The organism is Cellvibrio fibrivorans (genome assembly GCF_031457055.1).
Classification (GTDB): domain Bacteria; phylum Pseudomonadota; class Gammaproteobacteria; order Pseudomonadales; family Cellvibrionaceae; genus Cellvibrio; species Cellvibrio fibrivorans.
In genome coordinates this window covers 58,371-73,248 of record NZ_JAVDVX010000002.1, presented here as the reverse complement: position 1 = coordinate 73,248, position 14,878 = coordinate 58,371, and the positions used below count along the sequence as shown (strand labels likewise).

Genomic DNA, 14,878 nt, shown 5'->3' with positions numbered 1-14,878 from the left:
TAAAATTTATTCAACCCACTTGATCGGTTTATCTTGTGGCTCATGGTCGTGCTCATGATCGTCATCACCACAATAGGTGTGTGGTTCAGGCGGGATATAACCAGTGTGTTGTTCGGGGGGCAGATTTTTGTGTTCATAAGCAATAACCGCTTGCATGCACAACTGGCGCTGCTCGGCTGACAACCGGTTACCATCAGGCCATTTACCCAATTCAACAGCGCGTTTTAAATTCTGGTAAATTTCCGGCGTAAGGCTGGAAAGCAATTGTTGTAAATCCATAAATCTCTCACTCAATTACGATGACATTAAACTGTTAACGTCGATAACGATTTCGTGTCGCAAATGCATAAATAGCACCGGCAACCAAGCCGCCCACATGTGCTGCATTGGCGACGGATCCTGAAATAAAATAATCCACAGCTCCAGTCATACATAACACCAGCCAGAAGAGCATAAAACCAATGAGTGCGGGAGGTACTGTAACAAGCGGGTGAGGAGCCAAACGTTGGCGCACGGCGATAAAACCTACCAGTGCATAAACCACACCTGACAGACCGCCAAAATTAGCGCTGCCACTCCAAACATATTGCACAACATTGGAAGCGACAGCAGTGATCACAAAAAATAACAGGAAATGCCATCTGCCCAGGAAAAATTCCAGGCGCCGGCCTAAATCCCACATCCATAAACTATTAAACAACACATGAAAAATACCAAAGTGTAAAAAAGCAGGGGTGAGCAACCGCCAGATTTCACCGCGCGCCAACGAATCGCTTAATGGTATATACGTATTTCCGGCAAAATCCTGAAACGTAAAATAGTGAACCCAGGATTTAGCCAGATTACTTTCAATCAGCAATGCGCCCAAACCACTGAGAATAATCAGGCATACAACAACCGGCACATGTGCCGCCTGCGTCAATAATGTTGGTCCATTATCTGCGGGTTGCATATCGGCAGTTGCTGCCGGGTGCAACTCCACGCGCCCCTGCAAATATTGATCAAGAAATTCCTGTAAAGCTGGAATCACCGCGGCATCCATGACAGACAAACATTGTTGGCCATTCTCTTCAGCTATGCGGTGCTGCAATCCGCGCTCGCGCAAATAGCCGCTGAGCACACTTAAATCCTGATCAAGTGGAAAATATTTAACAGCAATCCAGTTCAATGATGGGTTCCGGTGTAGAGGTGAGTAATAACAGATACGAGCGTGAATGATAAGGGATCAATACCATCGGTTTGGTTCGACACTTACGGATCAACATAGACCCACACAAATTTGTCAGGCTGCAATTGTGCCTCACCATCCATGCGGTACGCCACCAATCGCCCGAATTTAACCGCACTGTAGTCGAGGCAAGCAAGGTTCGGTGCAAGTGGGCGCGGCTGGCCTTTGAGCCAGTAGTGGCCAATAAATAGCGGCGGTTGGGATTTATCGTAGTACACCATTTGTGAACGGTGATCAGGGGAAATTTCTGCCTTGGCGATATGTTCCGGGATTGGATCTGGCTGGAACAACAACTGCCCATAGGTGCGCGCCGTGTGCCCCCAAAATTTGGTACGAAACGCGCGGCGCACATAACCATCTGACGATACCATGGTTTCGCCCTCGGGTAAGGGCAAATCCACACCCCCCGTCAGACGCTGCTTGGTTCTGGCTTCCAAACTGCCCTTTTGGGCAGAACGATTGATGAACAACCAATCGATATGGCCATCGCCATAGGTGGCCCGATGTAAGTCGATCAGCTGTTGATCCCAACAGGCGTGTACCGCACGAAATACTTGTCGGGTCTGCGGATGCTGGATTTCCAGAAACAGCGGCAGCTCGACAAACCAGCGCAAAAACGCCTGCCACTCCTGCGGGTGATGAGCAAATTGTTCAAGTGTCTCGCTGATTTGGCGGGCATTCGCAGGCGTGTGAGGGCGCAAATATTCGCCGGCGATACCAGCAGGCGTGGAATAGGTAATCGCATTAAATTCGTGATTACCCAAAATCATCTGGGCACTGCCCTGCTCCACCATGTCGCGCACCAGATGCAGGGCTTCGCGGATACGCGGGCCGCGATCGACAATATCACCGAGGAAAATCACCTGCCGCTGCTGTGGGTGACGATAGGTACCGGAAATTTTTTGATAGCCCAGCAACTGCAACAAGCGCTCAAGCGACTGGGCGCAACCGTGCACATCGCCAATCAAATCATAACCATTCGCCGTTCCCATCACCGGCGGATAGTAAGATTGGTTCGGCGCGGTTTCAGTCATATTATTCCTTCAGTAAATGACCGCCCCAGCCCAGCTTGGAACGGCAGCGCTCATAGAAGTTGTAATCGAGTGGGTGCAGCAATTCGAGCAGCTGCGGCTTTTTGCGGATACAAATTTCATCGCCCGTTTGCACATCCACATGGGAATGGCCGTCGCAGGTGACCATAGGTTCAGCGCGATTGTGCTCACCAACCATAATACTGATCGCACTATCCCCTGCCACCACAATCGGGCGGCTACTGAGTGTGTGCGGGTTCATGGGAACGACCACTATGGCGTCGAGCGCCGGGTGCAAAATCGGGCCGCCACCACTCAGTGAATAGGCCGTAGAGCCAGTCGGTGTGGACACTATCACTCCGTCGGAGCGCTGACTGGTAACGAATACGCCATCGACAGAGATTTCAAATTGCAGCATATGAATAAATTGACCGGGATGCAGCACCACATCATTCAATGCATCCGCCGTGGCGATCACTTGCCCCTGCCGCTTGACCTCCATATCCAGCAGGAAACGCTGCTCGGATTTAAATTTGCCCGATAAGACTTCATCAACTTTGTCTTCAATATCTTCTGGCGTGATATCGGTCAGAAAGCCCAAGCGCCCGCGATTCACGCCCAACAGCGGTACACCGTACTTGGCTAGCGCGCGGGCACCGCGCAGCAAACTGCCATCGCCCCCCACCACAATCACCAGATCGCAGACTTGGCCTAGCGCCTCCATATCCATGATTTGTTGTGCAGAAGACACCATACTTGCATCAGTGATTAGCGCAGCCGTCTCGGCTTCAAGCACAAACGCCTTTTTACGCTGCTGCAAAAAACGAATCAATCGCTTGATGGAATAGACCGCGCGCTCGTTGTTGAGATGGCCAATCAAGCCAATGGTTGAAAAATGAGTCATAGAAATTCACTGAGTGAGCGGTTATGAAAATGTGCAAATAGTAATCAGGTTTGTAAGCTATTATAGCCTGCAGATCAACCAAGACTTCATTTTATGCCAGAAACGAAAAACGAATCGTTCAATCAGCGTGTGCACAAACTGCAGCACCAAGCCGTACGCGACCTTGCATGGTGCTGTTTTAGTGCGCCCATGATGCAGGAATTGCCAGAATCAGGTGCTGCTATGCTGCTAATCGGTAATGATCGACTGTGGCCGTGGTTGATCGCACTGGATCAACAGCCGAATGAACTTATCGAGCAAATTGCAAAAGTCAAAAGTACAAGACTGGGTATTTATTACGAAACACTTTGGCGCTTTTATTTTTCGCAACAGTCCGATTGGGAATTACTGAATCACAATTTGCAAATAGAGCGCAAGGGAATCACGCTCGGTGCTTTTGATTTTTTGTGTCGTCGCGGCAACGAATATTGGCACATAGAAACAGCTGTAAAATTTTATTTATGCAACACCAGCAATCCCGATGAAGCGCGCGATTGGCATCACTGGATTGGCCCCGCCAGCCATGACCGACTGGATTTAAAACTGTCGCATTTGCACAAGCACCAATTGCCGTTGCACCGAACTGCAGAGGCAAGAACACAATTGCAAACCTTGTATCCGGAAGCAACCGAATGGAAAACCGGCCTGTGTTTGCAGGGTTATTTATTTTCACCTGTACCGACGAAATACAGCCCCGCTTTTAGCAACGAAAATCACGGCCACGGATACTGGTGGCATCTGCAGGATTTTTTGCAATACCTGCCGGAACATGCCGATATGCAATGGATTATTTTCGAACGCAAGCGCTGGTTATCGCCCGCACATGTCAATGACAAAAATGAATTGGTACAAGGGGTCGAATTAATAAAGCAACTACAAAGGCAGATTGGTGAAATGAAAAAGCCGCTATTATTAGCGGCCTTGAAAAAAGCGGATTGTACGGATAACTTTTGGAGCGAAGCCTGGCGCGGTTTTGTCGTACCAGACAACTGGCCACAACCCCAATCAATCGCGTAAAGTTACCTCTGCCCGAGCACTGCCACCCCATCGCGCAATACATAATTGTTGGTGTCCTTCAAAAACTGTTGCACTCCCGCAGGGGTAAACAATTGCGGACAATTTTCCAACGCCAATGTGTTATAACCGTGCTGCGCCAATAAATGTGCAGCAGCGCGGCTGCGGCGACCGGTATCGCAATAAAAAATATAGAGATTATCTTTAGCAAGCAAACGCGACTTTATCGCAAGAATATTCAAGGGAATATTTACCGCTTGCGGCAAATGCATTTCGCTATATTCTTCTTCACTGCGCACATCTACCGCCACAATACCTTTGGCGATATGAGCTTCCAACTCACTCAATGCCAGAGTGGCAACACTCGGCTCTTTCAGCAGACGATAAAAATCCTGTTTGTCCAAGCGCATCAGTACACCATCGGTACGCATCATCACAGTGGCGTTGCGCACGGTTTCATTTACAAGGGCATCTTCGCCAAAACAGCGGCCGACACTGATCGTTGCAAGGTGCTGCCGCTTATTATCACTGTGGCGAGTTACGTCAGCCTCACCCTCTTTAATGAAGTAACATTGGTCACCCATTTCACCCTGACGAATAATCACATCACCGGCATAGACGACTTGCGGGGTGAGACGCGAAAAAATTTGCTCGACATTGAGTGGCGGAACTTTGAAAAACAAATTGGATTTTAAAACAATCATCATCCAATCAACGTCTTCATCAAGATCGCGCTCACGCGAAATAATTAACTGTAGATAATCTGCCACCTGGCTCCAGGTCAGCATTTTATCCAGACGTTCGCTGTCGATGCGCAACACACTGCAATCTGTTTCGGCTACCGCCGTAAACTGACGGGGTTGTTGATGTGCAATGGGAAAAAGCGAAGACCGACCTTTAATTCGGGTGCAGGTATCATCTTCAGCGGCCAAAGAAACATCACCATGCAGTAGATATACGTGCTGTGCGTCGTAGTTACCGGCGGTAAACAAAGTTTGTCCTGCGCAGACCGTCTCAACCACAGCATCATCCAACAATGCGAGCAAATGGCTTTCGCTCATATCTTTTAACGGCACCAGTGTGCGCGTTAAATTCAGATCGAATTCAACCGGCGGCACCTGGGTCGTCGTTGGAGATGAGGTAGTTTTCTGAGCTTGCATAACAACATCCTTCAAGATGACAGCGACAACTTAAGACAACGTATTCACACAACTTTTCAATCACACAACACTATCCAGTACAGAATTCATTACGGCTATTACAAACCATTACGGGCAAATAAAACCCCGTCGCCCCTGGAGCCCGCCAGAATGTATTGCAACAATCCGCGAGCCACGAGGCCAATACCCCTGTTGCGCGAGGGAATTCATTCCCCAAAACAGTTTTAGGGTATAGACAGGATCAAGTGGTATACCGCTACTGCGCTCAAAATCTTGCCAAAATTGTGTCAGGTATTCAGGGTGTTTTTTTCCATAACCACCCGCATGAAAGCCGGTAATCAAACGCCAGTTAGCATCGATACCAGATTTACAAATCTGGCGATAAGTAGTGGATATTGCGTCACCCAAACCACCCTCACCTTTTAAAACCGAAAAGCCCAGCGCCAGTTTGGTGCTATCAACTCCTGCCGCCAGACCTGCCACACTAGTCCCGGTTCCGCAGGCCATGCATACCGCAGTATAGTCACCTTTCAACTGATGCTCTAGCGCCCGCCCCAGCAGCTGCATGCCACGCGCTCCAGCCAGATTGGCTCCCCCTTCGGGGATAAGATAAAACCCGCCATAGCGGGACTGTAATTCAGCAAGCAATTCCGGTTCACTTTTATGGCCGTAATCCGTTCGACTAATAAAAACCAGCTGCATCCCCCAAGCTTCAGCGTCGCTGAGCGTTGGGCTTAATTGTGCAGGCCGCTCGCCACGTACAACGCCAAGCGTATTGAAACCATGACGATTTCCGGCTGCCGCCAGCGCATGCAGGTGATTGGAATAAGCGCCACCAAAACTTAACAGGCGGGAAAATCCTTGCTCACGCGCAGCACGCAGATTAAAAAATAATTTGTAAAACTTGTTGCCTGATAAATCTGGATCAATCAAATCGTCCCTACGCACCAAAACTTCAATCCCTGCATCAGTAAATACCTTATGCTCTAGTCGCTGCATAGGAACTTTTCGGGCGATATCCATTAATTCATCCGCCGAATCGATCAACACTATATCTAACCTTCAACGTCGCTCTGCCACCAAAGAATAAGCTACCGCTTGATGCTGGGCACAGCGGTCGCTCTCGCCAGGGTGGAATTCTAACGGAGTTTCAAGCGCAGGGATGCTTCTACCGCACAGCTTGCCACGAGGATCAACTGCGTTGCAGCATGGCGATTTATGGTGCTCAAGCCACGCGAGGTAGATCACTTCACTCACACCAGCCTTGTCCGCGGCATAAGCTTGTGGATCTTCGAGATAGCGGCCAATATCATCCAAGGCAATCGCTATTTCCCCCAGCCCCGGCAAGAAGACAACCAAATTGACACCTGCCTTAGTCAAGCGCCCCAGCAATTGATCACCGCTGTTTTTCAACAGCTGCTGATTTTCTCGCTTGAGGTTCACAATCTCGTCTTTCAATGCGCTCTCATTTTGATGGCGATAAAACAGTTCCACCTCGCGCATATCCAACATTTCGCGCAGCTCAGCAGTAGCAGCGCGAATTTTGGCGTCCAACTCCAACGCAAAATTTTCTTGCAGTACCTGCACTTGGCTGGATTCATCCTGCTGCGCCGCTTTGAGCTTATGCGCAAAATATTCGCGCATCCCCTCAATTTTGGTCGCCTGTACGTCCAGGGTATCTTTGAGATTGCGGTTGCGCTCAGTCAGCTCTTTGTTTTGCTGTTCAAACTGCTGATGCTTTTGTTGATAGGCCAGTAACCGCTGTTGATGTTCGTGTTGAACGGCATGAAACTTGGCTTGGTGCTGATTCATTATGGTAGCAATGCGCAGGCGCTGTTCTTTAATCAGCATTGCCATTTTGTCGCGCAGCTCTTGTGCATAGTGATCGTGGAGTTTCTGCTCCAATGCCACTTGCTCGCGCTCTGCCTCCTGCGCAGACCTCACCGCCTGTACAGCTACAGCAGGTTTTGGCTCCTCCACAGGAGTGGGCTTAACAATCAGCCCCAGGCGATTCGCCTTTACCGCTTTGCGCATAGCAACAAAACTATTATTGCCTCGCTGCATTAGCGGGTCCCACAAGCTTTTTTGGTGCCATGCTATGGAGCACTGGCTGTAACACGCCAAACGGATAGCACCTGCGCCCATATCCGGTCCAGAACCGGCCGTTTCGATCAACTGGCGTAGTGGCACGTTCCAGCGACGGTCAACCATCCCTTTTGCATCAAAACCCAACAAAAAAAAGACCGCACCTGTAACACACAGAGAATGATCAATCTGCACATAGACGGCTTTAGCTGAAGCATTGGCAAAATCAGGAACCGGGATAAAACCATCCAGGATGGCTTCAAATTCGGGATAGAGTAACTCACGGGAAATCTGCTCTTCCTGAAACAGAAAGACCGCCTCGAGTTGCTCTGCGGGAGAATTGGGCATAGGCAATCGTCTCAAACCAAGCGGGTTATTACCGGGGAAGTTGTTGCAGTATAGAAAACCAACTACCACGAAAACGTGAACAACCACCCGCAATAGCGACTTTTAGCCAGATTTGCGGCCTACTCGACGTAAATTACCGTTAAGGTAGATGTCATCAAAAACCACTGGTTATAGGGATCTGAAGGAAGCAGGAAAAGAGTTATGAGGAAACGGGGTAAACAGAAAGCAGTCTTGTGAGAGGAAATTACCGCGAGCCTTGCAGCAAATTGCTGCAGCAGCCCGGGTTAGATATCTGAATAGTCCTCAGTGATTTCATCGTCAGAGTCGTCGTACTGAACATCCAACAGGTCTTCTATATAGTCTTGCATGGTTTATTACTCCTTTAAGGGAATGATTTTACGATGAGGCGTAAGCCTCATCAGAGACAGCCAAACAACCCGGCTGTTCACGAACTTTACTCCTCGAAACCCAAATTACCAATTGAAGATGACAATTTTATGTATACCCAATATTTATTAGCTAATAACCAAAAGTACGAGGGAATAGCATTTGAGCAGGAAACAGGCAGGACTAATGGCAGGCAGTTACATCAGGCAATAAAAAACCCGCAACAAGTGCGGGTTTCTTGAATAGTGGCGGACCGGACGGGACTCGAACCCGCGACCTCCGGCGTGACAGGCCGGCATTCTAACCGACTGAACTACCGGTCCGCATATTTCTCAACACCTGCATTTTTACTTTATTGCCCTTGTTCATAAGAGCGTAAAAATGTGGTGGGCGGTACAAGACTCGAACTTGTGACCCATGCCTTGTAAGGGCATTGCTCTACCAACTGAGCTAACCGCCCCTCGTTGAGAGGTGCGCATTCTATCGAATCTGGCTGGGCTGTCAAACATTTTTTAGCTAAACATTTAAACTTTTTCAGATTCGCTTAAAAGCTCATCAATGGCGGATAAAAATCCAGCAAAAAAGATTCAGGAGCACACAAACTGAAGGTCCTGTACAGAAATCAAGTCGATAAAATCAAAAGCAAAGAGTAGATTATCGATACCCCAATCCAAACCCCACACATACCTTATGACCGCAGACCCGTTCATCACCAGTTTCTCCCACAGCGATTCCAGCCCCTGGATGGGCATAGTGGTGATATTGCTGCTCGTACTACAAACATTATTAATTATTGGCTTACAGCGCAGCCGCCTGAGCAATAAGCGAGCGCGCAAAGCATTAAAAGAATCGCAAAAAGCACTGGAAGAAAAAATTCGCGAACGCACGGAAAGCCTCTACACCACCAATAACCTATTGATCGATGAAGTCGCGCGGCACGAGCAGACCGGACGCCAATTGCGCGAGACCAAACTTTATTTACAAAGTATGATCAACTCCATGCCATCCATTATTATTGGTGTAACCGCTAACGGTGATGTAACCCATTGGAACGCAGCTGCCGAAAACACCTTTGAAATTTTTTCCAATGAAGCGCTCGACCGAAAAATAATGGATTTATTACCGCTCTTCCCCGTTACACTTCACGCAATAAAAAATTCCATCCGCAGTGGCGAACCTCACGCAATACAACACACTCAAAACGATGAAGACGAAAAAAAACGTTACTTTGAAATTACCATCTACCCATTAATTTCCAGCACCCAACAAGGCGCTGTTATTCGTGTGGACGATGTCACGCTAAAAGTGACTATCGAAAACCTGATGATACAAAATGAGAAAATGTATTCACTAGGCGAGGTAGCAGCAGGCATCGCACACGAAATCAATAATCCACTCAGTGTGATTTTGCAAAACGTGCAAAATATTGCACGTCGAACAGACGCCAACTTTCCCGTCAATCAAACTCGCGCAACGGAATTAGGAATTGATTTTCCGCAAGTAAATACCTATCTACACGCACGCGAAATTCCCCAGATGCTGGATTCCATCCGCGAAGCGGGCGAACGCTCCGCCACTATCGTGCGCAATATGCTGGAGTTTTCCCACAATTCACAGCGTAAAACCAGCTTGGTCGATATCAAACATCTCATCGAACAAACTATCGCACTTAACCACAGCAGCTACTCCAAGCCGCAAAGTGAGCATGCATTGCAGATCATCACCGAATTTGCCGACCCAATGCCGCCCCTGCATGCTTCTGCCCCCGAACTGCAGCAGGTATTGCTAAATCTGTTGCGCAATGCAAAACAAGCGCTCGCAAGCAGCGCGATAGAACAACCTTGTATTTGGATTAGGACCTATCCACAAAACCACCATCTTGTGATCGAGGTTCAGGACAACGGCCCCGGCATGGCCGATACTATTCGCCAACACATCTTTGAACCCTTTTTTACCACCAAGGAATTGGGTTCAGGAACAGGCTTGGGGTTATCTGTTTCTTATTTCATTATCACCGAGCGCCACCAGGGAACGATTGATGTAAAAACTGCGCCCGGCAAAGGCAGCAATTTTATTATCCAATTGCCTTTGCAGTAGCAAACAATCACGCAATTTATCGTTTACCAGGAAATAATAATGATCAACACACACTATTTTTACCTTGCAGCATTGAGTGCTGTATTCATGAGTGGCTGCGCAACCCCACCCACAATCCCGGATGCCACCAGCATTGAAAAAGCAGCAACCCACGTACTGAGTGAAACGGTTTATTTTTCCACACTGTTTTCTACCTGCTCAGCCTTGGGTGGCGATACCGAGCTGGATGCAATCGACATTCAACAAAATTGGATAAACACAAACGCAAATTTGGTCGCTGCCGCCGATAGCTATTACAGCCAACAGCAAGCCAGCAATACATTTACTTATGATGGCAAAACACTAGCGCCTGCCGCTATTCGCCTTGTGATGGATGCGCGCAACCGTGCAACCAATGAACTAGCGTTAGCGCAACGCAGCCCGGTCAATAAACAAAAAACCTGCCAATTTCGCCTGGCGCAAATCAACGGCAACAAACTCCCATTGGCAAATGATCCACTGATCGCGCCCTACCAGGCCGAGCTGCTTACCCATGTACCGCTCGACCTCAATATTGCCGATGCACCACAACTCGCTGGCGGACTATCAGGCGCATCTCAAGGTGCAACTTATTTCACCATTGCCAAAGCGCATGAATCCAGCTGCACCGCCGCTTATACACTGAGCATTGCCAATCAATGGCCGAAGGAAGCTTATGCCAATTTCTGTGGTGAAAAAGCCGTGGACATCATCACCTGTGAATGGGGCAAATGTGAGACGAAGAAGTTATAATGGGCCATACCAAGCCGCAGCCACCTGCGGCTTGTTTCTTATTTTATGAGCCCCAGTATGACGCCCACAGATTTCTCCACCGCCAGCTACCAGCAGCAACTCGCCGAAAAACTTACAAAAATCCAGCAGGATTTTGCCGAATTCTCGCTCCCGGAAATCAGCGTTTTCAGCTCCTCCGAAAAACATTACCGCATGCGCGCAGAGTTTCGCGTATGGCATCAACAAGAACGCACCGAATATGTGATGTTCACCCAGGACGAATTCAAACGCCCCTACCCGATCCATGAATTTCCCGTTGGTTCTGCATTGATGAACCAATTAATGACGCGCGTATTGCAGGAAATTAATAGCGATGATTTGTTGCGCCGCAAACTCTACCAAGTCGATTTTTTAACTACCCAAAGTGGCGAAGCACTGGTGACTTTGATTTATCACAAACCGCTGGATGAAGCCTGGGTAACCAAAGCACAATCACTGAAACAGTTGCTGGGAATCGATGTTATCGGCCGCAGTCGTAAGCAGCGGTTATTGGTTGAACGCGACCATGTTATTGAACGTCTGAGCGTTGCAGGGCGCGAATATGCTTATCAACAAGTGGAGGCCAGCTTCACCCAGCCCAATGCAAAAATTTGCGAAGCTATGCTGACATGGGCGGTCGAAAATAGCAGAGGCTTGAGCGGGGATTTATTAGAGCTCTATTGCGGTAACGGCAACTTTACCTTGCCTCTTTCACAAAATTTCAGCAAGGTTTTGGCTACCGAAGTATCCAAAACTTCTGTGGAGTCAGCGCAATATAATATTGCTGCAAATCAGATCGACAACATCCAGATTGCCCGCATGTCGAGCGAGGAATTTTCCCAAGCGATGGATGGCGTGCGCGAGTTTAATCGCCTGCGCCATGTCAATTTAGCGAATTATAATTTCTCTACCATTTTTGTCGATCCGCCGCGCGCCGGGCTTGATCCACACACCACCAGTATTACCCAGCGCTTTGATAATATCCTGTATATTTCCTGCAACCCGGAAACACTGCGCGAAAATTTAAAAACAATTACTCAAACGCACAGCATCAAAGCCTTTGCAATTTTTGATCAGTTCCCCTACACACACCATGTGGAATGTGGTGTGGTGTTGCAGAAAAAATAATTGGAAAAATTAACCAGCAAGCTCGCGCGTCATATAAATTGCAGGACCAGAATAGGATGCAAGGTTGTGTTGCTGGATCTCATCCAGCTGATCGCATTCATTAAAACCTAATTTCTGCCAAAAGGATTTGGAGTTTTGCACCGACACCAAAGCCGCCGCGCGCAGTTCACGCTGCTGCGCTTCCATCAAAGCATGATTCACCAGCAACGGCCCCAAGCCGCAACCTGCGACCGATTTGCTAATGGCGAGGTCGTGCAAATACAACGCGGTTGATTCAGGCTTGTGCGCAAACTCGCTACCCCAAGGTGATACCTCACCCAGCGCTGAATGATAACCAACCAGATAACCACAGACTTCACCCGCGCGCTCGACGACCCAGGAAGTATCCGGTGTTTGCGCAAAGCGGGCGAGAATCACCTCGTCAGTTTCGAGAATTTCATCGATATAAGCTTCGGCCTGAATACGAATCACATCCGCAATATCGCTCAATCGCATAGCGCGACAAATAAATTCTACCGTCATGTTCAAATAGCCCTAAAAATCCCGCCCCTGAATGCGCTTGGCGGCATCCATCACAAAATCATTGAAGGTGGATTCGTGACGCAAACGTTCAAGATCAAATTTTTTCTGCTCGGCATCGGAAAGGTGTTGCCAGGCTTCCAAATAAGGAATGTGACTGGTTTTTTCACGCAACTGGTAAAAAGCGGAAAATTCAGTTTTTATATCGGCATTTACGTCGAGTGAATCTAATAGACCGGAAATGCGAATACTGGCTTCAGTCAGCGTCAATTCGTCTTTATGAACTGCCTGTGCAAGAATTTGGATACTTTTATTGACCCATTCGCGCCGTTCAATTTGCGCTTTTTGATTAGCGGCTTCCAGTGCTTGTAGTTTAACTGCGCGATCTTTTTTCTGAAGATATACTTTATAAACCAACCGGCCGGCGATGGCCGTCAAGACCAGAATAATTAACGCACCCAAAATAATTAATATCGACAACAGACTCATTGTTACTACGCTCTCAAAAAGTGTTAACGCCCACCTGCATCATCAGGCTGATCCATATCCAATAAAAGCTCTTCGGTCTCAATCTCAGCACCGGCATTTTCCAATAAATGGCCAGCAATGGATTTTTTGGTTTTTGCGCCCAAGCGGCGAATATCATCGACACGCTTTACCAGATTGCCGCGCCCGGTTTGTAAACGATCACGCGCTTTGCTGTAAGCCTCCTGGGTTTTATTGAGCGAGTTGCCAATCGCATCCAGAGATTCCAACAGCAATACAAATTGGTCATGCAAGGCGCCCGCTTCTTTAGCGATACGCTCGGCGTTTTTGTTTTGCTTTTCGTAGCGCCAAATATTCTCGACTGTGCGCAAAGTTGCCAATAACGTTGTCGGGCTTACTAAAATGATATGGCGGTCATAGGCCTCGCGGTATAAACCCGGCTCATGCTGCAAGGCAAACATAAACGCTGCCTCAATCGGGATAAAAATAAATACAAAGTCGAGCGCTTTAATACCATCTAACTTTTCGTAATCCTTAATGCTTAAACTTTTGATATGGCTGCGCAACGAATTTACATGGGCATTCAGATAATATTTACGCTCGGCTTCATCATCAGAGCTGCAGAATTTTTCATAATCAACCAGCGAGCACTTTGCATCGATAACAATGTCTTTATTTTCTGGCAAATGAATAATTACATCTGGCATCAAACGCGAGCCATCACTGCCAGTGAAATTTACTTGCGTGTCGTATTCGCGACCTTTTTGCAAACCGGATTCCTCCAGCAAACGCTCCAACACTACTTCACCCCAATTCCCCTGGGCTTTGCTATTACCTTTGAGTGCTTGCGCCAGATTAACCGCGTCTTCGCCGATTTTTTGCGCCTGCTTTTGCAGCTCTACCACTTGCCCAGAAAGGCGATTACGCTCCGCATTTTCTTTTTCGTACACGTCCTCTACTTTTTTGCGGAACTCTGTGAGCTGTAGCTTCAGAGGATCGAGCGTATTGTCGAGCAGACTTTTGCTATTCAAATTAAATTGCTGCTGCTTGTTCTCAAAAATCTTGTTGGCAAGGTTTTCAAATTCTTTAGCCAATTCCACTTTGGCATTTTGCAAAAGCGCCAACTGCTCAGCGAAATTTTTGCGTTCCTGCTCCAAACGGGTTTTGAGTTCGGTGTTTTCTTTAGCAAGATGTGTAAGCTGCTCATCTTTACGCAGAGATTGTTGTTGCAGCTCATCAAAGTGACGGGTTTTCTCTCGCAGGCCGGCTGCATCCTGCTGGGAAACACCCAGAGATTGCTGTAATTCATTTGCATGTTGCAGGGTGGATTGCAACTGGGTTTTGATGTCTGCCACCTGCAATTTGAGCTGATTGCCCTCTTGTTGCAGTGCCGCTTCGCGCAGCGCATGGCTGTGCTGTAATTGCTGCAGGGCGGATTCAAGCTCGTGAGTTTTGGCAAACACGGCTTGATCGAGGCGACGACCAACAATCCAATACACAATAAGGGCGCCGATAGCCAAGCCAGCCAGGGCGGCAATAAGAGTTAATACCGATGGATTCACAAGAAAACTCCAGAATGTAAAACGCAGCTAGGCATTATCAGCCATGGCCGTTAAAATCGCGGCCATTTTAGCAACATATCGCCGTATTCAGGCCATTGATT

At 48.1% G+C, this 14,878-nt stretch carries 14 protein-coding genes and 2 tRNA genes; 4 read left to right on the top strand and 12 right to left on the bottom strand.

The window, feature by feature from the left end; translation table 11 throughout:
• Nucleotides 1–6 precede the first annotated feature (6 nt).
• The 4 genes from J2X05_RS05225 to J2X05_RS05210 all read right to left on the bottom strand — a co-directional run bounded on the left by J2X05_RS05225 (nucleotide 7) and on the right by J2X05_RS05210 (nucleotide 3,163).
• Nucleotides 7–279: a YeaC family protein gene (locus J2X05_RS05225; RefSeq protein ID WP_310069661.1), complete on the bottom strand. Its 273-nt coding sequence runs from the start codon at nucleotides 277–279 to the stop codon at nucleotides 7–9.
• A 34-nt stretch (nucleotides 280–313) separates the two neighbouring features.
• Entirely contained in the window at nucleotides 314–1,168 is an 855-nt protein-coding gene (locus J2X05_RS05220; protein WP_310069658.1) for a rhomboid family intramembrane serine protease, read from the bottom strand.
• Nucleotides 1,169–1,251: 83 nt separating this feature from the next.
• Entirely contained in the window at nucleotides 1,252–2,262 is a 1,011-nt protein-coding gene (locus tag J2X05_RS05215) for a metallophosphoesterase (protein ID WP_310069656.1), read from the bottom strand.
• A gap of 1 nt (nucleotide 2,263) precedes the next feature.
• Entirely contained in the window at nucleotides 2,264–3,163 is a 900-nt protein-coding gene (locus J2X05_RS05210; RefSeq protein WP_310069652.1) for an NAD(+) kinase, read from the bottom strand.
• A gap of 93 nt (nucleotides 3,164–3,256) precedes the next feature.
• Between J2X05_RS05210 and J2X05_RS05205 the strand changes: the two genes are divergently transcribed.
• Complete coding sequence (locus J2X05_RS05205) at nucleotides 3,257–4,219, top strand: DUF1853 family protein (RefSeq protein WP_310069650.1); 963 nt, start codon at nucleotides 3,257–3,259, stop codon at nucleotides 4,217–4,219.
• Between the two features lie 2 nt (nucleotides 4,220–4,221).
• Here J2X05_RS05205 and J2X05_RS05200 read toward each other — a convergent pair whose 3' ends face one another.
• The 5 genes from J2X05_RS05200 to J2X05_RS05180 form a co-directional block, all read right to left on the bottom strand.
• The gene (locus J2X05_RS05200) at nucleotides 4,222–5,376 is read right to left on the bottom strand and encodes a cyclic nucleotide-binding domain-containing protein (protein ID WP_310069647.1); all 1,155 of its coding nucleotides are present in this window, start codon (nucleotides 5,374–5,376) and stop codon (nucleotides 4,222–4,224) included.
• Nucleotides 5,377–5,484: 108 nt separating this feature from the next.
• Nucleotides 5,485–6,426: a 1-aminocyclopropane-1-carboxylate deaminase/D-cysteine desulfhydrase gene (locus J2X05_RS05195; RefSeq protein WP_310069645.1), complete on the bottom strand. Its 942-nt coding sequence runs from the start codon at nucleotides 6,424–6,426 to the stop codon at nucleotides 5,485–5,487.
• A 12-nt stretch (nucleotides 6,427–6,438) separates the two neighbouring features.
• On the bottom strand, nucleotides 6,439–7,809 hold the full coding sequence (locus J2X05_RS05190) for a coiled-coil domain-containing protein (protein ID WP_310069639.1): 1,371 nt from the start codon (nucleotides 7,807–7,809) through the stop codon (nucleotides 6,439–6,441).
• 633 nt (nucleotides 7,810–8,442) lie between these two features.
• Nucleotides 8,443–8,519 (bottom strand) — tRNA-Asp (locus tag J2X05_RS05185).
• 61 nt (nucleotides 8,520–8,580) lie between these two features.
• Nucleotides 8,581–8,656 (bottom strand) — tRNA-Val (locus J2X05_RS05180).
• A gap of 230 nt (nucleotides 8,657–8,886) precedes the next feature.
• Here J2X05_RS05180 and J2X05_RS05175 point away from each other — a divergent pair.
• From J2X05_RS05175 to trmA, 3 genes are read left to right on the top strand one after another with little or no spacing between them, the layout of a single operon-like run.
• Nucleotides 8,887–10,293, top strand: coding sequence for a two-component system sensor histidine kinase NtrB (locus J2X05_RS05175; RefSeq protein WP_310069636.1), 1,407 nt, complete (start codon nucleotides 8,887–8,889; stop codon nucleotides 10,291–10,293).
• A 39-nt stretch (nucleotides 10,294–10,332) separates the two neighbouring features.
• Nucleotides 10,333–11,064 (top strand): hypothetical protein, encoded by a 732-nt coding sequence (locus J2X05_RS05170; protein WP_310069633.1) that lies wholly within the window; start codon nucleotides 10,333–10,335, stop codon nucleotides 11,062–11,064.
• Between the two features lie 57 nt (nucleotides 11,065–11,121).
• Nucleotides 11,122–12,210: a tRNA (uridine(54)-C5)-methyltransferase TrmA gene (gene trmA / locus J2X05_RS05165; protein ID WP_310069630.1), complete on the top strand. Its 1,089-nt coding sequence runs from the start codon at nucleotides 11,122–11,124 to the stop codon at nucleotides 12,208–12,210.
• A 9-nt stretch (nucleotides 12,211–12,219) separates the two neighbouring features.
• Here the strand turns inward: trmA and J2X05_RS05160 are convergent, their stop codons facing one another.
• From J2X05_RS05160 to J2X05_RS05150, 3 genes are read right to left on the bottom strand one after another with little or no spacing between them, the layout of a single operon-like run.
• Nucleotides 12,220–12,732: a GNAT family N-acetyltransferase gene (locus J2X05_RS05160; RefSeq protein ID WP_310069627.1), complete on the bottom strand. Its 513-nt coding sequence runs from the start codon at nucleotides 12,730–12,732 to the stop codon at nucleotides 12,220–12,222.
• Between the two features lie 12 nt (nucleotides 12,733–12,744).
• Entirely contained in the window at nucleotides 12,745–13,218 is a 474-nt protein-coding gene (locus J2X05_RS05155; RefSeq protein WP_310069625.1) for a DUF2489 domain-containing protein, read from the bottom strand.
• A gap of 23 nt (nucleotides 13,219–13,241) precedes the next feature.
• On the bottom strand, nucleotides 13,242–14,777 hold the full coding sequence (locus J2X05_RS05150) for a DNA recombination protein RmuC (RefSeq protein ID WP_310069622.1): 1,536 nt from the start codon (nucleotides 14,775–14,777) through the stop codon (nucleotides 13,242–13,244).
• Nucleotides 14,778–14,878 lie beyond the last annotated feature (101 nt).